The sequence below is a fragment of the Bacillus sp. FSL W8-0848 genome, from assembly GCF_038007805.1.
GTDB lineage: Bacteria > Bacillota > Bacilli > Bacillales > Bacillaceae > Bacillus > Bacillus glycinifermentans.
Genome location: NZ_JBBOYB010000001.1, coordinates 612,501 through 632,593 on the forward strand (window position 1 = coordinate 612,501; position 20,093 = coordinate 632,593).

Here is a 20,093-nt window from a genome sequence, read left to right on the forward strand (position 1 = left end):
TGGATGAATAACCTGAAATTCAAGTCCTCTCGGCTGCATGATAGGAATACCAAGGGTTTTGGCGCCCTTGGTATTTTTGGTTTTCGCGTATTTCTTTGTCCTGCATTTCGCGCCTGCTCTGGCTGTCGAAAAAACCCTGCAGTCTAAGAATAATGGGTTTTAGGCATATTTAATGTGGAACATCTGTAGTGATTTTAATACACGGATCTGAACTCTGTTTATCATTCCGATGATGAGGTTATTGATTTAAAATAGGCATCTCTCCAAGCAGATTCTTTAAATGAATAGAATCCCACGGCAAATGCTCGGTAAGGCCTAATCCGACTACATCCGTTTCTTCAGAGAGTTCTTTCAGCAGATTAAGCAGTTGAGGCATTTGCATTGTTCCCTCAGGAGAATAATTTACAGGTGCTTCAGGGTTTGCAAATAAAATAGAACGAAATGCCTTAGGGTCGAGCACGTCTAAATCAAGGTGAATCGCCAGGTGTTTAATGCCGCTTTCTTTAATCCACTCTTTTATTGATTCCGTACTGTTCGTTAACTCTTCGGTTCCAGCAGTTCTAATACCCAGTCTTTGAATCATTTCTGTGTCTTGTTCTGCAGGAGCTATCCCCAGCCTTTGAAATTCTTCTGACATCACTTTTGCTTCTTGTTCTGTAGGAGCTGCCAGTCCCGCGATAAAGATATTTTCAGGTTTTAGAGGAATTTTCACACGTTTTGCGAACTCTTCATCTCCTTCACCCAAAAGGTTCCCGAGAGGCAATGTATGTCCGTTATCATACCCGTTATATCTAACTAAATCACTGTGGGCATCGATCCAAATTAACCCTAATTCTCCGCCGTATCGTTCGTTTAAATAAGCAAATGGAGCTTGTTCGACTAAACAGTCACCGCCAAACATGACAATGCGGTCCGGCTTGTGAGCATGAATGATATGCTGTGCAGATTTTAATTGTTCAAGCAGCTGTTTTCTTCCGTTCATACCGTTCTCGTTTTCAAGCGGTGTTCCATCATAAGCTTGAACCGGAACATGAATAAGGGGTTGATCATTGTCAGGAGCCAGCCAAGCAAGCAGTTCGGCTCCAAAGGAGTAGTTGGGGTTGTTTCCGCCTTGCCATTGCGGCATTAACAGCCGTATCGTTTTTTTAGCCATGTTTTAGTCTCCTTTACTTCAAAGTAAGGTTAGTATAAAATGAACGAAAATAAAAAAATAGTACGCACTTTAATGATAGGTACTATCCAAAAGGAGAGTGTAAAAATGAGTATGGCTGAGTATAAAGGCAAAGTTAAAAATATTCAAGATACACCTTTTGGCTACACATTGTCCGTGATCGGCGGCAAATGGAAAATGGTTATTATTTACCTCCTCGCAGAAAATCAACCGGTTCGCTTTAATGAGCTGAAAAGACAGATAGGGACTATTACTTATAAAACGTTGAGCGCACAACTTAAAGAATTGGAAGCGGATGGCCTGGTGAACCGGAAAGAGTATCCTCAAGTTCCACCTAAAGTCGAGTACAGTCTCACCGAAAAAGCGGAAACTCTATTGCCGGTTTTGGAAGAGTTATGTGAATGGGGCGTAAAAAATCAAAATAAATAGAAAAAGCCAATGAGAGTGAGGCCTCTCTGCTTGGCTTATGGTTAATCTGCCTTTTCCATTAGGTTTTCCCGTCTGATATGATCGCGGATTTTTTAGTCTTTAAAGAAGGCTCCTTATTGATATTAAAGTTATACCTATAATACAGGCAGCGCCGATCCATTGAAAAAAACCAAACGGTTGTTTTAACCAGACGACAGTCGTTAAAACGGCCGACAATGGTTCCAAACTGCCTAAAAGGCTTGTTTCTTTAGGGGGAAGACTTTGCAAACTTTTTATGACGAACCAAAATGCAATCATTGTTCCAAATATGGTAACAAATAAAATGTAAACATAGGCATCAGTTGTTAAACTTCTAAAATCCATCTGCCATGGCGGGTGGATTAAGCTTAATGCAAAACCGCCGATGATCATAGCCCAGCCTACAATCACCAGAGAGTCAAATTTATGTAACAAACCAACTGCATACAACGTATAAAAAGCTGCCGCCACTCCTGATAAAACTCCCCAAACGATTGCAATTGTCGGTACTGACAGTTGAGAAATTGACCCATTTGTTAATAAAAAAAAGCATCCGGCCAGAGCAAGAGAAACTGTCAGCACATCTTGTTTTGTAAGAACCGTTTTTTTTCGTAAAAGCGAATAAACGATAACCATGGCAGGAGATAAATATTGTAATAACGTAGCAACAGCTGCATTTCCGTGTTCAATTGCTGCCATATATGTGTATTGAACAGCAAGCATACCGAACAATCCAAAAATGATAAGCTGGCAAGCTGTTTTCCTATTTTTCCATACCCCTATGATCTGGGAGCGCTCCTTTCTGAATAGTTGAAGCATTAAGAGTAAAAAGCCGGCAATCAGCAGGCGGATCGTGACAAGCCAATTGACATCAATTTGATAATCTTGAAACAATTTTTTTGCTACTGTACCCCCAATTCCCCAAAAAGTCGCCCCTGTTATCACAAAAAACAGTCCGCTATTTCTTTTGGAAGTATTCATATGTATGATCCCTCACTCAATAATTGTAATAATAGTGTTATGATAAATGCGAAACCTCATAAAAAATACTCAAATCGAATGAAAAAATATAAATATATTGAGGCGATACAATGCAAATCAAAGATTTTATGATTGATCAAAACTTAAAAGAACTAACCGAACACCGTACATTAGAATTACCGGTTGCATGTTACGAAACAACGATCAATCAAAATATAAATGGTTATATACCGCTTCATTGGCATGACGAAATTCAATTTGTTTTGATCCTGAAAGGAGAAGCCGTATTTCAAATAAATGAAGAAAAAATCGCGGTTCAAGAAGGAGACGGACTGTTTATCAATAGCGGCTGCCTGCATATGGCAGAAGAAAAGAACCGCCCGGGGTGTACTTATATTTGCTTAAATGTTTCTCCGCGTTTTGTTTTAGCCCAGGAGCTTTATACAAGCTATGTGCAGCCCTATATTCATTCAACAAATCTGCCTTATTTAATTTTGGATGCAAATGAACAATGGGCGAAAAACATTTTAATAGCCCTTAAAGAAATCAATCAATTGGTGAAACAAAAAACATCCCTCTTTGAAATTGACATCACCATGCAATTAACTTTCATGTGGAAAAACTTAGTCGTTAATGGTTTTCAATTGGAGTATGATCAATCTGAAATGATAAAAAATCATCGAATGAAACAAATGTTAAATTGGATACATCTCCATTATGCCGAAAAAATGACGTTAGAGGACATTGCAAAAGCCGGCAACCTGAGTCGTTCCGAGTGCTGCCGGTATTTTAGGCGAATGCTGAATAAGACGCCGCTGCGTTATGTAATGGATTATCGAATTCAACAAAGCTTATTGTTATTGCAACAGCCGGAAACCAATGTGACAGAAGCGGCCTATCAAGTCGGGTTTAACAGTACAAGTTATTTCATTAATAAATTTAAACAAGCTATGAATATGACGCCTTTGTCATACAAAAAAATTCGCATGAAAAAATAACATCACCAGTGATAAAGTTTATTCTTTGATCATTTGATTCTGGTGTATTCAACAAGCGCCGGATGTTAGACCAGCTCACCAAGGAACTATTATCGAAGCGGGACAGAGGAGGTTTTTGCGCAGCTGAATCAATGCTCATTTACTTCCATCAATAATTCTTCTATACTAACAATACCTTAAACTTGTGACAGAGGTGAATAAACATGCTGTGGACGCCATTATTTGAAAATGATGTACCAGTAGCACTTCTCCGCCCTTAGGGGAGTAAGGTGACTACTGCTCTCCGTTAAGGGCAATGATTTGACCAAAACGAAAACGGAGGGTGCAAAAATGAAAAACACTTTGTTAGGTTCTCTATATTTAGCATTGGCTGCCAGTATTTGGGGCGGCATGTATGTTGTTGTAAAGGTTGTAGTAGCGGTTATACCCCCATTAGAGCTTGTATGGATGCGATATGCAGTAGCGATTATCGCCTTGCTCACCATTGGTTTTGTTAAAAAGCTATCCTGGCGAATTCGCAGACGTGACATTTTATTAATCATAACCATCGGGATCATTGGCAATACAATTTCGATTGTTACGCAGGAAATTGGCACCAATCTATCTTCGGCACAAATGGGAGCGATTATTACGTCTTCCACGCCTGCATTTATGGTGATATTCGCTAGGTTATTGCTTAAAGAGCGGCTGGACGTCAAAAAGGGAATATCTGTGGCTTTAGCGACCATCGGGGTTTTACTGATTGTAGGAAACGGCCAAATTGACATGTCTAATCAACTTGGCGGACTGTCGCTCCTTATTGCTGCTTTAACATGGGCCCTGATGTCTGTCCTTTTAAAGCGTGTTCCAGGTGGTTATTCTCCGATTGTGGTGACAACTTATTCAATCTTGGTTGCCATCATCATATTGACTCCTTTTGTCTGGGTGAATATAGACGAAATTCAATTTTCGCAGCTGGCCCATCCGACAATTTGGGGAGGGCTGTTATATTTGGGGATCATTTCAACGGCTTGTGCATTTATCCTTTGGAACCGCGGATTACAAATGCTGAATGCTTCAAGCGGAGGTTTATTTTTCTTTTTCCAGCCTCTGGTTGGAACATTGTTTGGATGGCTTTTGTTGGGAGAAAGCCTGGGCGGAACGTTTTGGATCGGTTCCATTTTGATTTTTATCGGTGTTTTGTTAGTGATTCGGGAGAAAAAATAGAATAATAGAAACCTGCGGAATCATAAATTCCAAAGGTTTCTTTTTTATTGCTGCAGTTATAAATCAGCGGAATAAGCAGTCAGGGTGTTCCTGGCTGCTTATTTTTGGCGAAAGACCTATTTCTCTGTTGCAAAATAAAGCAAGGCAATGACCGGAAAAGCGATTCCAATCGATAATGCCGCACTCCATCCTCCAGAGGCGTATGCCCATCCTCCAATTGATGACCCAATAGCACCGCCCAGAAAGAAGATAGCCATGAATAATCCGTTTAATCGACTGCGAATTTCCGGTCCCAAAGAGAAAATGGCACGTTGACTGAGCACAAGATTTGCAGATACGCCCATATCCAACAAAATAGCTGCGATGACTAGAACTGCTATTCCGACGGCGGAGCTGCTCTGAATAATCAGCGGCAGCAATAAAGAAACGATGACAACAGAAAGAGCTATTCCAGTGGCAAGGCGAGTCAAGCCGCGGTCAGCCAGACGGCCGCCGATGGGTGCAGCGACTGCACCCGCAATTCCCACAAGTGCGTACAGTGCTATACCCTTCTGGGAAAAATGAAAAGCAGGACTGGACAATAATAATGGAACAGTAGTCCAGAACAAGCTGAAAGCTCCAAATACAAATGCATGATAGATAGCCCGGCGACGCAGACTGGTGTAGTTCGCAGCAGCTTCCACATTGAACCTAGTAAGGCAGCATAGCCTGTGTTTGCTGTTGGTTTTCTGGCAGGGAGTACTTTTGACAATACGATTGCCAGGACAACACTTACTGCGGCAGACAAAGCAAATATTGCATTCCACCCCAACATATCCGCAACTAAACTTGATATCGGGCGAGAAAGCATGATACCTAGTAATAGACCGCTCATGACATTGCCAACAACGCGGCCGCGTGCAGCTTCTGATGCAAGGTATGATGCGAAGGGTACGAGTACTTGTGCTGCGATCGATCCCAGCCCGATGAAAAATGCAGCTGCCAAAAACAGTATTCCATGTTTCACAAATGCCGTTGCAGTCAGAGCACCTGCGCTTAGAAGCAGCGATACAATGACAAGTTTTTTGTTCTCTACAATATCTCCAAGAGGTACAAGAAATAGCAAGCCGGCAGCGTATCCAAGCTGAGTCAGTGTAACAATCAACCCGGCACTGCCAGCAGAAAGTCCAATTGCAGTACTAATGTATCCTGCCAAGGGTTGTGCATAGTAAAGGTTAGCGACAATGATACCGCATGCAGCTGCTAAAAGTATGGTTAAACTTGGTGAAATCTCTTTATTAATCGTTTGTTTATTTAAATTAGACATGATGAACTCCTTTTTTGAAATAATCTTTAGCTTTTTAAAATGTTCGCCACTATGTGAATGTACTGTTCGCTAATCATTCTCCTTTCCGTATATTTTAGTCGTAAGATTTCTGGGGTGGGCTTGGAATTCAACCGGATGACGACTCTCATGATATTTTAGAAACTAAACGTTTAGTTTTGTTATATAAATAATATACTGAACGTTCAGTTTTGTAAATGGGTTTTCTATTTTCTTTTTCATTTTCGTTAAGTATACTAAACGTATAGTTTATATTTTGGAAAGGAATGATGAATGTGCAGAGTAAACGCGGACGGCCGCGTGATGAAGGAACGCATAAGGCGATTCTTTCTGCAGCCTATGAACTATTGTTGGAAAACGGCTTTGATGCGGTTACAGTCGATAAAATCGCCGAGCGTGCTAAAGTGAGCAAGGCAACTATTTATAAATGGTGGTCTAACAAGGCCGCTGTTGTAATGGACAGCTTTCTTTCTACTGCTACAGCCAGATTACCTGTCCTCGATACAGGATCGACAGTAAATGATATTGTAACCCACGCCACAAATTTAGCAATGTTTTTGACAAGTCGGGAAGGAAACGTCATTACAGAATTAATAGGTGCTGGACAGCTGGATTCTAAGTTGGCGGAAGAATATCGCACCCGATTTTTCAAACCTCGCCGGCTCCAAGCCAAGCACCTTTTAGAAAAAGGAATTGAGAGAGGGGAATTAAAAGAGAATCTCGATATTGAAGTAAGCATCGATCTAATTTACGGGCCGATTTTCTATCGTCTGCTTGTAACCGGCGACGAGGTAGACGACTCCTATGTGCATGATTTGGTGATGAATGCATTTAGGGGAATTCAAGCTACCTGAATGATATTGGGGTATTTCCAACCGGACCGTTCCTGGTTTTTATTGATCATTTATTCAACTGACGAGCATGTTGTTGAACAAGTAAATGTTAAATTGTATCTTTAAAAACTTAAAGGAACTTGTATAAACAAGTAGAAAGTAATTGCACATGGACAAAAGGGTTGATTGAAAATAAGGAGATTAAATCATGAAAACCGAAAAAGAAAAAATGTTGAATGGTGAACTTTATAACGCGGCAGACCCGGAATTGCGAAGCGAAAGAATGAATGCCAGAAGGTTGACTAGGATGTTTAATGAGTCACTCGAAACCGATGGCAATAAAAGAACCGGATTATTAAAAAAACTGTTCGGTTCGACTGGAGAAAATATTCACATAGAGCCGTCGTTTCGGTGTGATTATGGCTACAACATACACATTGGCGAAAATTTCTTTGCCAATTTTGATTGTGTATTTCTTGATGTTAATGAGATTCGAATAGGCGATAACTGTTTTTTTGCACCGGGAGTTCACATTTATACTGCGACTCATCCGCTAAATGCAAATGAAAGAATATCAGGGGCAGAATACGGAATCCCAGTACATATTGGTGATAATGTTTGGATTGGCGGAAGAGCCGTTATTAACCCTGGGGTTAAAATAGGCAATAATGCTGTTATAGCTTCGGGTGCGGTTGTAACAAAGGATGTGCCTGATCATGCGGTAGTGGGCGGAAATCCTGCAAAAATACTTAAACGAATTGAAGAATAGACTACAGCTTCATGAATCGTTCCTTCAATTACTCACCGTGAAAGATAAGTTTAAAAAACCGAAATAAAAAACATACCGACATGATGTGGTATGTTTTCTTTTTAATATAGGCCGCTAACTCAATCGCAGCCAGATTCCTGCGCCTGATTTTTAAGGATCACTTTCAAAAAACGGTTAATTCAGGGTTGAAACTTCATTTGATTTTTCTTTCCACAGCATTGTAAGGCTTAGACCGATTATCATAACGATTCCGGCAAAAAGGAAAGGATAATGAATGTTGAGATCAAATAGAATTCCGCCCAGAGCCGGACCGAAAATATTCCCTAAGCTGGTGTAAGTGGAGTTCATGCCTGCTACGAACCCCTGCTGGTTACCGGCAACTTTGGATAAAAACGTTGTTAAGGCCGGGCGCAGCAAATCAAACGCCAGAAAAATAAAGCAAGTGACAAGCAAAACGGCTAAAAGCCCTGACATAACAGTAGACACAAAAGCTAAGACCGCACCGATGATTAAGCAAAGCTGAATCATCCTTTTCTCTCCAAGTTTATTGACCAATTTCCCGAATAATAACACTTGAATAATGACGGCAACAATCGAACTAATCGTAATAATGGTTGCGATATCCTTTGGTGTAAAGCCGAATTTATGATCAGAAAACAAGCTGAATACCGTTTCATAGGCCGATAAGCCGAAAGCCAGTACAAAGACGATAATAAATGCAATGAAATAGACTGGATGAATTGATTTTTTTAAGTCTTTGAAGAAATCGGATTCGCTTGTATGAGACGAGAGTCGTTCGCGCTCTTTTTTCGGCAATGACTCTTTTAATATAAATACGGAAGAGACAGCGGACAGGAATGCTAAGGCGGCAGCGAAGAAGAACGGCATTCGGATGCCATAGTCGGCAATAAATCCTCCAGCCCCGGGTCCAATAATAAAGCCGGTGCTAATCGCTGCAGAAACATACCCCATAGCTTTTGACCTTTCCTCCAGGGTTGTAATATCAGCTACATACGCTGTTACGGCCGGCATGATAAAGGCAGCGCTTATTCCGCCTAATATCCTCGATACATAAAAAATTGAAACATGGGTTCCTAAGCCGAAAATCAACTCTGATATACCGAAAATCAGTAAACCGAGGACAATCATTTTTTTTCTCCCAAAACGGTCAGCCCATCTTCCTGCAAAAGGTGACGTGAATAACTGGGAAATAGCAAAAACGGCAACAAGATAACCCATGGTGCTGCCGGATAAATGCATGATATCCATAAAAGAAGGCATAACCGGAATAATTAAACCGATGCCAAGAAATGCTATGAAAATGTTGATTAATAGTATAATGAATACTGTTTTTTGTTCTCTAATCGTTTTTTTCATTTAAAAACTCCTCTACCCTTTATCCGGATCAACATCACTTAGAAAAAAACGGATCCGCAGGATCTATCCTGTTCTTTGTTGAATTCAGGTACAATAAAATCATAAAGTATATGGTTACCGTATAGTCAAGGGGGTTTTTATGAGCGAAGATTTAAGAAAGTACTTTACAACAGGTGAGTTTGCCAAGCTCTGCCACGTAAAAAAACAAACCCTGTTTCACTATGACGAGATTGGTCTGCTTTCTCCCGAAATAAAAAAAGAGAATGGGTATAGATATTATTCCTATAATCAGTTTGAGCTTTTTCAAGTTATTAATTTGTTTAAAGAGGTTGGCGTACCGTTAAAAGAAATCAAGTCCCTTTTAAAAGGCAAAACACCAGGCAGGATCGTCCCGCTTCTTAAAGAAAAGTCAGCTGAAATTGAGGAAAAGATTAAAAAACTGATGCATTTGCAAAAGATCATCCAGACGAAGGTGGCGTTGACTGAACAAGCGCTGGAAACAGATTTCTCCTCGGTTTCCTTTCAGTATTTAAACGAAGAAACATTCATGATAAGCAGAAATACATTGCATTTGCCGGAACGAAAATACATTGCTGCTATTTCAGAACTCATTCATGATGTCGAGTCTCATGGATTAGATGAGGGGTATCCTGTCGGCGGGATCTTCGCACGCGAACAAATTCTTACAAAAGACTTCTATAATTACACACACTTTTATATAAAAGTAAAAGAAGGAATAGATAATATAAACGTTCATGTGAGGCCAAAAGGTCTGTATGCAGTCGGATATCAAAAAGGTGAAGAGGTTGAAGAGGCCTACAGCAGAATGATTCAATTCATCGAGAAGAACGGGATGCAGGTAGGTGAATATGCATATGAGGAATTCATGCTTGATGAAGTGATGGTCGACGGATTTGAAAATCAAATCACCAAAATCCTCATTCAGGTTAAAGAGTTGTTGATGTAAACGAACATGGCGCTTATGAGGTTCAAATCTTCTCTTAACATTCCAAGAATACCAAGGGTTTGGAAGACCTTGGTATTTTTTCGGATTTTAATTTGATTCATTGCTAAAAAAGGAAAAATAAAGAAGAGAAATATATGAGAACATCTGCAATGATAATATTTTTGACTGCTCAAAAACCGTATCATCCTTATGATACATAAATAATTCGGAATATATACCGAAATTCAATTATTTGAAAGGTTTAAATTTTGATTAAGAGTGTTATAATTAGTTAGTTCATTCATGAACCTTTGATTTTCTTGAGTCGAAGGTAATAAAGAAGAAGCAGGAGTGGAATTTTAAAATGTAATAACTGCACATTCTATTACATCAAAGCAAACATAAAAGAACAATATTCACAAAATCGGAGGATTACAAGTGGGACGAAAGATTCCTTTATCTTTTATAATCATTATAGGATTAATGTTATTTGCGCTATTTTTCGGAGCAGGAAATTTAATTTTCCCACCTATGCTTGGTCAATTAGCCGGAACAAATTTATGGGCAGCTAATGCAGGTTTTTTAGTGACTGGAGTTGGGTTGCCGCTTCTCGGCATTACAGCGTTTGTGTTTTCGGGAAAAAACGACCTTCAATCTTTGGCGGGGCGTGTACATCCATTATTCGGGATGGTGTTTACTGTCGTTCTGTATCTGGCAATCGGTCCTTTTTTTGCGATACCCAGATCAGGGAGCGTATCCTTTGAGATTGGAGTTAAACCTTTTTTATCTGATCATCCGGGGCATGTCCCTTTAATTATATTTACGGTTGTCTTTTTCACAATTGCATGTTTGCTTTCGCTTAATCCGGCAAAAATTGTTGATGTCGTCGGAAAAGTGTTAACGCCGATTAAATTAACTTTTATAGGAATACTTGTAATTGTGGCAATATTCAACCCAATCGGATCTTTCCAATCGCCTTCAAAAGAGTATGCTGCACATGCATTTTTTAAAGGGTTTCAAGAAGGCTATTTAACATTAGATGCGCTTGTGGCATTTGTGTTTGGCATTATTATTGTGAATGCTATTAAAGAAAAAGGCACGACAGACAAAAAACAAGTCTTGGCCGTTTGCGTAAAAGCAGCACTTATCGCTGCGGTACTCTTGGCGTTTCTTTATTCTGCCCTTGCTTATATGGGCGCCTCCAGTGTTGAAAAATTAGGTCATTTCGAAAATGGTGCTGAAGTGTTAGCTAACGTTTCAGAATATTATTTTGGTTCTTATGGCGCCGTCTTATTAGGGTTGATGATTACCGTGGCGTGTTTGACTACAAGTGTGGGATTGATCACTGCCTGCGCTTCATTTTTTCATCAATTGTTTCCGAAGTTTTCTTACAGAAACTTTGCCATCGTGTTGTCTGTATTTAGTGCACTGGTCGCGAATTTAGGTCTGACACAGCTGATTAATGTTTCACTCCCGGTGTTAATGACCATGTATCCAATTGCTATTGTGTTAATGTTTCTAACCTTTTTGCATTCTGCCTTTAACGGCAGGTCAGAGGTATACCAAGGCAGCTTGATCTTAACATTTATTGTGAGTTTGTTTGACGGCTTAAATGCCGGAGGAATAAATATTGATGTTGTTCATAATTTCTTCACACATGTCCTTCCGTTCTATAGCATCGGTTTAGGCTGGATTCTTCCTGCTATTATAGGCGGTCTGGGCGGTTATATGATGAGTTTGACGCGAAAAAGACGTATTGCGTAATATTTGGGTCCAATGGGGGAAAGTCTGAGGGGGATTGAAGTACCCGGCTGCATTATAGAGATACCAAGGGTTTTTTAGATCCTTGGTATTTTTTGTTTTATCCGCCGCTTTTCCTTTTGTTCTTTACGGAGATGCGTAAGATTGGAATATTATCGAGAAGGTTCGTTTACTTGCGCATCCCAATATTGTTAAAAGGTTTTCTTCAGCCAAAAAAATCAGCTGCACAAGCAAGCCGAAAACAAGTCAAAAAGATTTCAGCACACGTACAACAGACACGAGAGACACATATACTGAATGATACTTGTGATCAGATGAGAAAGGAGAAAGCAGCTGTGACAAAATATCGAATCGTGTCTTTTGATGGAGGCGGCACCTTAGGCGCTTTAAGTTTACAGCTTATGAACAGACTGGCTCGGCAAAACCCAAACTTAATCAGTGAGACCCATGTTTTTTCGGGTAATTCAATCGGTTCTTTCACTGCTCTTGCATTAGCAAGCGGAAGATCCCCGAAGGAAACACTTCATTATTTTAAGGATAAAATCCTGCCGGCATTCAGCATTGACCGGCCAGGCGGCCCTGTTTTTAATCAGCAATTGCCGTATTCTGGTTTTATTGAAGCGGTACGAAACTTTTTCCCGCCAGATCTTCGTCTTAAAGATTTAAAAAAACGAATTGTCGTTCCTTCATTTCAATTATACTCACCGGAGCTGGATCGTTGGACTCCTGTATTATTCCATAACTTTCCCGGCTCTCCCTATTTACATGAGAAAGTGAGTGATGTCATACTGCGGAGCAGCGGTGCTCCCGCGACGCAACGTGCCTATCAAAACTACGTGGACGGTTATGTAGTAGCGACGAACCCTAGTACAGCCAGTATCGCGTTTGCGGTGGGCAAAGCCAACGTGCCGTTGGATGAAATTGCGGTATTATCCATTGGAACAGGTGAAGCCCCGACGCAGCTGAGAAGGGATACGAAGGGATGGGGAATGGTAAGTGCAGATAACATACGCCCTGAAAATTTGGAGAACCTTCCGCCAAATTGGGGAGTCCTTTTGGACCGGTCGCCTAATGAACCGTTACTGCCGTTTCTTCAGATTGTCGCTGGCGGAAATGGTTACTATGAATCCATGGTCAGTTCTAATCTTCTGGGAAATCGCTTTTTTCGATTAGATCCGCGGATTCCTAACTTCTCCAAAACAGACCCTACCGTGTTCCCCGCCCTCATTGATATTGCTAACAAAACCAATTTACAACCTGTACTTCGATTTATAGAGAAAAACTGGGGATAACTAAAAATACCAAGGGTTTTGAGGCCCTTGGCATTTTTGTTTTCATTTCAGCCGCTTAAAAAAGATCAGATTTATATTTCATCCTCAGTGTTGAGCGCAGTTTCGCTATGAACCCTATCTTTATATTTTTCTCCCCAGTCCTTCATGTGTAAAATAATGGGCTCCAATGTTTTCCCAAACTCGGTTAAAGAGTATTCGACTTTTGGAGGGACCTGTTGATAAACTTCGCGGTGAACCACTCCATCCCGTTCCAGTTCCCTTAACTGCAACGTAAGCATGCGTTGCGTAATTTTAGGATATAGTCTCTGAAATTCGTTAAATCTCTTTTTGCCGTCAATGAGATGATAAAGGAGAATGCCTTTCCACTTACCGCCGATCACATCCAATGTTGTCTCAACCGGACATCCTTCAAAGTGATCCGAAGAATAATCAAAACCGATTTTTCGATTTCTCAAGCCTTTCACTCCCAATAGTATAATTTTTGATACTATATACAATTAATGTGCGTACTTTTTATTGTTGATTATACAACATATAATCAATTCATATCAAAAGAATGAAAGGAATGGACGATATGAAAACACTGGTACTTGTTGTACATCCGAACATCGAATCCTCACGAATAAATAAAAAGTGGAAAGAAGCGGTTTTAAGCGAACCGGGCGTCACCGTTCATGATCTTTATGAAAAATATCGCGATCAACCCATTGATGTGGAATTTGAACAACGACTGCTCCTCGCCCATGATCGTATTGTTTTTCAGTTCCCTTTGTACTGGTACAGCAGTCCGCCACTTTTAAAACACTGGTTTGATGAAGTGTTTACTTTTGGCTGGGCGCATGGCCCCGGCGGAACGAAATTGAGAGGAAAGGAATGGGTGATGGCCATGTCCGTCGGTTCTCCTGAACATTCTTACCAAGCAGGCGGATATAATTTATTTTCAGTAAGCGAACTGACAAGGCCGTTCCAGGCATCTGCCAATTTAGTAGGCATGACTTTTCTGCCTTCCTTTGCCGAATACCGCGCTAATAAAATCAGTGACGAAGAAATCGCCCAAAGCGCGATTCGGTATGTTGAACATATTACAAATGCAGAATTAAACCCGAAGGTTCGTTTTCGCAACTATTTGAAACAGCTGGAGGGTGTGGATTTAAAATAAAAAATACTCAACAATCCTGCTTTGATCGGGCAGTATTTTCTTGTATGAAGCCCATCACGTAAAAAAGCCTGCAGCGGTTTTCTGCAGGCTTAAAAAATGCGTTCTTCCTATTGTTCCTTCGGCTTCTTCAACTTATGAATCACAACCAGTAAAATAAACCAAACCGGCGTGACAAACAGGGCAACACGGGTATCTTCCGCAAGTGCGAGCACGACGAGAATGAACGCCAGAAAGATAAGGACCATGTAGTTGGAAAACGGATAAAGCGGCATCTTGAATTTGTTCGCTTTCGCCAAATCTGGTCTTGTTTTTCGGTATTTTAAATGGCAGATGACGGTAATTCCCCAAATAAAGATGAAGCATATCGTCGAAATGCTTGTAATGAGCGTAAATACCTCTTCCGGCATGATATAGTTCATCGTTACGCCGATGAGGATCACGACGGCGGAAAAGAACAATGCATTGCTGGGTACTTTACGGGAGGTAAGCTTTGTCATTGATCCAGGTGCATTATGTTCTTTTGCCAGCGAGTATACCATCCGGCTCGTGCTGAATATGGCGCTGTTGCTTGCCGACGCTGCCGATGTGAGCACGACAAAATTGATAATCGTAGCCGCTGCCGCGATTCCGACCGCAGCGAAGACCTGCACGAACGGGCTTTTGTCAGGATCGATTACATTCCACGGGTAGATGCACATGATTACAAGCAAAGAGCCGATATAGAAAAGCAGAATCCTGACGGGAATATTGTTGATCGCTTTCGGAATTACGTTTTCCGGATCTTTTGTTTCGCCTGCCGTAAGACCGACGAGTTCAATGCCGACAAACGCAAAAACAACCATTTGGAACGAGAGAAGAAACCCGTGCAAGCCATTAGGGAACATGCCGCCACGGCTCCAAAGATTCGTGAAGCTGGCTGTGCTTGAATGAGTCGAAAAACCTGTGATGATCATAAAAAGGCCAATTGCGATCAGCGCAAGGATCGCGATGACTTTGATTAATGCGAACCAGAATTCCAATTCTCCAAACAGTTTAACGGTTGCCAAATTCATCATCAGCAAAATTATAAGGGCGATGAAACCAGGCAGCCACTGCGGCGCTTCGGGAAACCAGTACTGGGTATAAAGCCCGACCGCCGTCAAATCGGCCATAGCGAGCGAGATCCAGCAAAACCAGTAGGTCCAACCGGTAATAAAGGCCGCCGTATCGCCTAAATAGTCTCTCACAAAATCAACAAACGAGTGATACCCCAGATTGCTGAGGAGCAGTTCACCCAGTGAGCGCATAATAAAAAAGCAAATGATTCCAGTAATCAAGTAGGCGAATAAAATCGACGGCCCGGCAAAATGGATCGACTTTCCCGAACCGAGAAACAATCCCGTTCCGATGGCGCCGCCGATCGCCATGAGCTGTATGTGTCTGTTTTTTAAACCTCTCGACAATTTTTGTTCATTGTCATTTGTTATATCGTCTGTCAATGATGTGTTCCTCCAATATAAACTCCCGCAAGTTTTATCTTCTATTATAACACTAAAATTTGTAGGAATTAATGACGTTTTTTTGTCCGAAGAGAGCGCATAGGGTACGAAAATGTTCTCATCTTCCTCCTTATATGAAACCGATCTTTTTATTGAAATTATACCGGTGATTGGTATAATTTTCTTGAAAAATCATTCAAAAGGGGGTAAGTAAATGGAACCATCCGTCAGTATTATCATTCCCGTCTACAATGCAGAAAAATATGTATCCGCGTGTTTAGACAGTGTTTTAGCGCAAACTTTGACACATTTAGAAGCGATTGTGGTTGATGACGGCTCCCGCGATTCGAGCAGAGAGATCATCAAACAATACGCAGCAAAAGATGACAGAATCATTCCTGTTTTCCAGGACAACGCAGGCCCAAGCATGGCCAGAAACCGGGCGCTAAAACTGGCAAAAGGCGAGTTTGTCGCTTTCCTTGACTCGGATGACTGGGTTGAGCCTGATACTTATAAGGAAATGTACGATGCGGCAATCGGCAATAACGCCGATATCGTATTCACTTCCTTGATGTGGGAATACGATGGAACAGGTGAGAATCGTATCCAGCATTATTCTGCTCCGCCAAACCGGCCGCTGACGAAAGAAACGATTAAAGACGTCATTTTAACCGACTTTTTATACAACGGCGCATACGGACAAGTCTGCAAATTATTCAGGAAGTCTTTGCTGGAAGAGAACGGCATCACATTTCCGGAGGGAAAGTCTCTCGGAGAAGATTGGCTGTTTAATATGGAAGCTTTTACGTATTGCAATTCAGCTTTTTATATTGATCAACCATACTACCATTACAGAAAATCTAATAATACGAGTTTAATGAGGAGATATAACCCTGAATTATTCGATTCATACATCAATCACAATACGCTGGAAAAATATTCGAAACGCTGGGGGCTTTATAATGAAAAGGTGGCCATAGACTTAGCAAGGAGAAAATGCTTTATCGCCGTTAATGGATGCATTCAAAATGAATTTAAACCGGACTGTAAAAAATCGATGCGGGAAAAATTGCAATTGATTTCTAACATCGTAAACCATCCCGATGTTCAAAGCGCTGCACACCTTTCATTACAGCACGAACGTCATTTGCAGAAAAAAATCTACTTGAAGATGCTCAAACAAAAAGCAGTGCTCGGACTTTTTTTAATGGGAAAGATGTTGTCGCTTAGATCTTGATATCTAACATTAAAATGGGGAGGGATGGGACAATACATACTTTCAGCCATTTCATCGATCAACTCCCCTGTCATATCAAACCGCCCGCATTAATCTCTCATCTTTGCATCGTGCCGCAATTGGTGTATCCTAAAAAAAGGGTTCTAACAGCATAAGGGGGTACACAAGCTGAATAAAAAAAGGGTAACGATATTTTCAGCTATGCTGGTACTGATCGCGATATATGTTCTGTACACCTTGTTTGAGAATTTGATTGCGGATCCAGGGTCGACGTCGTTTTTAAGCCATAAAACCGAGCCGCGCGATTCGTTTCATCTTCCGGTTTGGCTGAAGGTCATGTATGTCCACGTAGTTGCGGCTTGTTTGGCGATGCTGTCCGGAACGGTTAATTTCTTCGGAAGAGCGAAACGCCGCCGGTTTCACCGCTTTAATGGATACATCTATGCCGTGTGCGTGTTTGTCGTGACGCTGTCGTCAGGTTATATGGCGCCGGACTCTACCGGAGGGAGGATCGTCAGCATCGCCTTTAACACTGTGAATATGTATTGGCCGCTGGCTGTGTTTATCTCGATCTTTCAAGCGAGGCGAAAGCAGTTTGATAAGCACCGGAACTGGATGATCCGCAGCTATTTATTCTGCTTTACGAATTTGTTTATTCATATGATGACGTTTGTGTTCAATAGCGGATTAGGCTTGGCTTATGAAACCAGCTACACGATAGGGGTGTACGGTTCGATTGTGCTCAATGTCCTGATAGCTGAATGCATCATTCGGATTATATGCAGGAAGGCCCAGTCAATCCGGTCTCATCAAAGCAATGCCAAGGGATTCTAGACCTGGCATTGCCGTGATGACACGTTCCGTGGTTCACCGCACGGGGTGCGAGTGCGGAAACGCTCGTTTCCATGATGACGCCGTCGGGACTTTCGATAGATAAGGGCTTGTTAAAGTTTCCTTTTGGTGAAGGAACGATTTGTATCGTTCGGCTAAATCAAAAAATGCCGCCTCCATTTCCTCGAATGAAGATCTGTCAAACGCCCTCCTTACATTATTCCTCAGCGTTAAAAATCGCAACAGGCCGCGCCCAGCCCGCTGAGCCTTTTTCAACTTTAACCGGAAAAGCCATCACATAAAAACCCGCGGAAGGCAGCTGGTCAAGGTTGGCAAGCTTTTCGATTTGGCAGTACGGAATCTTGCTTCCGGCATAATGCCCTTCCCATATAATCGAAGGATCTTTTTCGTTTTTGTACCGTTTAGCTGTTATGCTAAACGGCGCATCCCAGCTCCAGGCGTCAGTCCCGACAAGCCGGACGCCGCGTTCTGTTAAATAGAGCGTTGCTTCGCGCCCCATTCCGCATCCGCTGCCTAAGTAATCCTTTTCCCCGTATTTTGCACCGGCTGATGTATTGACAAATACAATATCGCCGGGCGCGAGCTTATGGTTGATTCGGTTAAGCTCTCGTTCGATTTCTTCTGCAGTGACGACATGCCCGTCTTCAAAATGTCTAAAATCCAGTTTAACGCCGGGGCCATGAAACCAATCAAGAGGAATCTCATCTATGGTCGGCATTTGTTTGCCGTCGTCCGTTACGGAGCGGTAATGATAGGGTGCATCGATATGAGTCCCTGCGTGGGTCGACATCTTCACATGTTCCACTGCCCAGCCTTCCTGTCCGGGAAGGTCTTGCAGGGAAAGTCCGGGAAAGCTTTGGATCATCTGCTGCGCCCCTTGTTTATGGTTCGCATACTCAATCTCAGGTATAAAGCCCGGCGGATCAGACGGAATATCGCCTTTTAAGGACACTGACAGATCAACGATTCGTTGTATTTTCATCAATTTTCTCCTTTTTTAGCAGATTAAGAGGCGTGATCGCCTTTTCATTTTCATTCTAATAACGAATCACAGATTGGACAACCTGCAGATTTACTAAAAGTGGAAACGTGATATAGCTCACAGTTTAAGAGATGCCATTCGTGTAAAGTGAATGATAGTTTTTTGCTGGGGGAGGAGTTAACCGATGAAAAGAACCGATTTGCCTCTTGTTTATTCATGCTCGGGATGTTCTTCAGCCGCACAAACGGCCAACACCATTGCCATCAAAATGGATCGGGAAAACGTTGCCGAAATGTCATGCATTGCCGGTGTCGGCGGTGATGTGAAACCGCTTGTCAAAACGGCAACATCAGGGCGGGATATCATTGCCATTGATGGCTGCCCTCTGTGCTGCTGCAAGAGCTGTTTAGCTAAACATGACGTTCAGCCGAAGCATCATTTTGTACTGTCAGACTTTGATGTACCAAAGAAAAAAGGCGTAGACCCCGATCCTGTCCTTACAATGAAGGCCTATGAACAGATTTTGCAGTTCACGAATGCCACATCTTAACGGTTCATTTTGAGAACGACTATTGAGATAGTCGTTTTTTTTATAGAGGAGAGACAAATGACAAAAAATAAAATTTGTCATTTGACATTTAATCTGTTATGATTTTTCAAAGGAGGTGTACTGAAGCGGCACAATGGTGAAGAACTCTGAGGTGTTAACAAAAGAACAAATACTTTCAGCTACGGAAGAAGCGGTCAGGCGGTTTGGCGTTGCAAAAACATCGATAACGGATGTGGCTAAAGCGTTGAATGTCAGCCACGGCACGATTTACCGCCATTTCAAAAGCAAAAAAGAGATTTTTGAAACAGCTACCGAAAAGTGGCTCAATGAAAAGATCCATAGGCCGCTAACCGATCTGTTTCACGATCCTTCCCTCGGAGGAGCCGGGCATGTAAAAGCTTATATGAAAAAACTGTTTGAGCTTAAAATGCACTATGCCGCCGAGGATGAAGAATTGTTTGCGATGTACGCCAAGGTGACAAATGAATCTTCTGAGCTTGTCGACAAAAGCATTGAACAGATCGTGATGCAATTAAGCAAGCTGATCGCAGGCTGTGATGTTAAGTCAAGTGATCATACAGAAGCGGCAAAAGGCATTTTTTATGCGACAGAACGTTTCCATCACCCCGGTCATGCGAGTGAGTGGAAAAGAGATACGATGAAGCAGGAATTTGACATCGTGTGGCGTCTTTTGGAAAACGGGTTTTTAAAACCAAACAGTTAGGCGGGG

Annotated in this window: 18 protein-coding genes and 2 pseudogenes; 13 read left to right on the forward strand and 7 right to left on the reverse strand. The window is 41.7% G+C overall.

The genetic code is table 11. The annotated features are described in order from the left end of the window. Positions 1-238 precede the first annotated feature (238 nt). The gene (locus NSQ39_RS03180; RefSeq protein ID WP_175077231.1) at positions 239-1,153 is read right to left on the reverse strand and encodes an arginase family protein; all 915 of its coding nucleotides are present in this window, start codon (positions 1,151-1,153) and stop codon (positions 239-241) included. Between the two features lie 105 nt (positions 1,154-1,258). On the opposite strand from NSQ39_RS03180, the gene NSQ39_RS03185 reads away from it, so the two are divergent. Next, positions 1,259-1,600: a winged helix-turn-helix transcriptional regulator gene (locus NSQ39_RS03185; protein WP_175077258.1), complete on the forward strand. Its 342-nt coding sequence runs from the start codon at positions 1,259-1,261 to the stop codon at positions 1,598-1,600. Positions 1,601-1,658: 58 nt separating this feature from the next. Here the strand turns inward: NSQ39_RS03185 and NSQ39_RS03190 are convergent. Next, positions 1,659-2,599: pseudogene (locus NSQ39_RS03190) on the reverse strand (DMT family transporter). A gap of 116 nt (positions 2,600-2,715) precedes the next feature. On the opposite strand from NSQ39_RS03190, the gene NSQ39_RS03195 reads away from it, so the two are divergent. Continuing rightward, positions 2,716-3,597, forward strand: a complete 882-nt coding sequence (locus NSQ39_RS03195; RefSeq protein ID WP_175077259.1) for an AraC family transcriptional regulator — start codon at positions 2,716-2,718, stop codon at positions 3,595-3,597. A gap of 330 nt (positions 3,598-3,927) precedes the next feature. Next, positions 3,928-4,803 (forward strand): DMT family transporter, encoded by an 876-nt coding sequence (locus NSQ39_RS03200; RefSeq protein ID WP_046132180.1) that lies wholly within the window; start codon positions 3,928-3,930, stop codon positions 4,801-4,803. A 116-nt stretch (positions 4,804-4,919) separates the two neighbouring features. Here NSQ39_RS03200 and NSQ39_RS03205 read toward each other — a convergent pair. Beyond that, a pseudogene (locus NSQ39_RS03205) lies at positions 4,920-6,109 on the reverse strand (MFS transporter). Positions 6,110-6,402: 293 nt separating this feature from the next. Here NSQ39_RS03205 and NSQ39_RS03210 point away from each other — a divergent pair. Then, a complete protein-coding gene (locus NSQ39_RS03210; RefSeq protein WP_175077233.1) occupies positions 6,403-6,981 on the forward strand; it encodes a TetR/AcrR family transcriptional regulator in 579 nt (192 codons plus the stop codon). 187 nt (positions 6,982-7,168) lie between these two features. Beyond that, on the forward strand, positions 7,169-7,729 hold the full coding sequence (locus NSQ39_RS03215) for a sugar O-acetyltransferase (RefSeq protein ID WP_175077234.1): 561 nt from the start codon (positions 7,169-7,171) through the stop codon (positions 7,727-7,729). Positions 7,730-7,903: 174 nt separating this feature from the next. Here the strand turns inward: NSQ39_RS03215 and NSQ39_RS03220 are convergent, their stop codons facing one another. Continuing rightward, positions 7,904-9,106 (reverse strand): MFS transporter, encoded by a 1,203-nt coding sequence (locus tag NSQ39_RS03220; RefSeq protein WP_175077235.1) that lies wholly within the window; start codon positions 9,104-9,106, stop codon positions 7,904-7,906. A 139-nt stretch (positions 9,107-9,245) separates the two neighbouring features. Between NSQ39_RS03220 and NSQ39_RS03225 the strand changes: the two genes are divergently transcribed. The 3 genes from NSQ39_RS03225 to NSQ39_RS03235 all read left to right on the forward strand — a co-directional run bounded on the left by NSQ39_RS03225 (position 9,246) and on the right by NSQ39_RS03235 (position 13,105). Beyond that, positions 9,246-10,073 carry a MerR family transcriptional regulator gene (locus tag NSQ39_RS03225; protein ID WP_046132176.1) on the forward strand — a complete coding sequence of 276 codons (828 nt, stop codon included), beginning with the start codon at positions 9,246-9,248 and terminating at the stop codon, positions 10,071-10,073. A gap of 417 nt (positions 10,074-10,490) precedes the next feature. Continuing rightward, positions 10,491-11,816: a branched-chain amino acid transport system II carrier protein gene (brnQ, locus tag NSQ39_RS03230; RefSeq protein WP_175077236.1), complete on the forward strand. Its 1,326-nt coding sequence runs from the start codon at positions 10,491-10,493 to the stop codon at positions 11,814-11,816. Between the two features lie 332 nt (positions 11,817-12,148). Next, positions 12,149-13,105, forward strand: coding sequence for a patatin-like phospholipase family protein (locus tag NSQ39_RS03235; RefSeq protein ID WP_175077260.1), 957 nt, complete (start codon positions 12,149-12,151; stop codon positions 13,103-13,105). Positions 13,106-13,176: 71 nt separating this feature from the next. Here the strand turns inward: NSQ39_RS03235 and NSQ39_RS03240 are convergent, their stop codons facing one another. Continuing rightward, positions 13,177-13,560: a winged helix-turn-helix transcriptional regulator gene (locus tag NSQ39_RS03240; protein WP_175077237.1), complete on the reverse strand. Its 384-nt coding sequence runs from the start codon at positions 13,558-13,560 to the stop codon at positions 13,177-13,179. A 110-nt stretch (positions 13,561-13,670) separates the two neighbouring features. Here NSQ39_RS03240 and NSQ39_RS03245 point away from each other — a divergent pair, with 110 nt between their 5' ends. Then, positions 13,671-14,264 carry an NAD(P)H-dependent oxidoreductase gene (locus NSQ39_RS03245; RefSeq protein WP_175077238.1) on the forward strand — a complete coding sequence of 198 codons (594 nt, stop codon included), beginning with the start codon at positions 13,671-13,673 and terminating at the stop codon, positions 14,262-14,264. 107 nt (positions 14,265-14,371) lie between these two features. Here the strand turns inward: NSQ39_RS03245 and NSQ39_RS03250 are convergent, their stop codons facing one another. Beyond that, positions 14,372-15,742: an amino acid permease gene (locus tag NSQ39_RS03250; protein WP_175077239.1), complete on the reverse strand. Its 1,371-nt coding sequence runs from the start codon at positions 15,740-15,742 to the stop codon at positions 14,372-14,374. A 214-nt stretch (positions 15,743-15,956) separates the two neighbouring features. Between NSQ39_RS03250 and NSQ39_RS03255 the strand changes: the two genes are divergently transcribed. Continuing rightward, complete coding sequence (locus NSQ39_RS03255) at positions 15,957-16,979, forward strand: glycosyltransferase family 2 protein (RefSeq protein WP_175077240.1); 1,023 nt, start codon at positions 15,957-15,959, stop codon at positions 16,977-16,979. Between the two features lie 201 nt (positions 16,980-17,180). Continuing rightward, complete coding sequence (locus NSQ39_RS03260; protein WP_175077241.1) at positions 17,181-17,813, forward strand: DUF2306 domain-containing protein; 633 nt, start codon at positions 17,181-17,183, stop codon at positions 17,811-17,813. Between the two features lie 214 nt (positions 17,814-18,027). On the opposite strand, the gene NSQ39_RS03265 is transcribed toward NSQ39_RS03260, so the two are convergent. Beyond that, positions 18,028-18,813: a cyclase family protein gene (locus tag NSQ39_RS03265; RefSeq protein ID WP_175077242.1), complete on the reverse strand. Its 786-nt coding sequence runs from the start codon at positions 18,811-18,813 to the stop codon at positions 18,028-18,030. A gap of 184 nt (positions 18,814-18,997) precedes the next feature. Here NSQ39_RS03265 and NSQ39_RS03270 point away from each other — a divergent pair, with 184 nt between their 5' ends. Together NSQ39_RS03270 and NSQ39_RS03275 are read left to right on the forward strand one after the other, a co-directional pair. Beyond that, positions 18,998-19,363 carry a putative zinc-binding protein gene (locus NSQ39_RS03270; protein WP_175077243.1) on the forward strand — a complete coding sequence of 122 codons (366 nt, stop codon included), beginning with the start codon at positions 18,998-19,000 and terminating at the stop codon, positions 19,361-19,363. A gap of 133 nt (positions 19,364-19,496) precedes the next feature. Next, complete coding sequence (locus NSQ39_RS03275; protein ID WP_175077244.1) at positions 19,497-20,087, forward strand: TetR family transcriptional regulator; 591 nt, start codon at positions 19,497-19,499, stop codon at positions 20,085-20,087. The last annotated feature ends 6 nt before the right edge of the window (positions 20,088-20,093 follow it).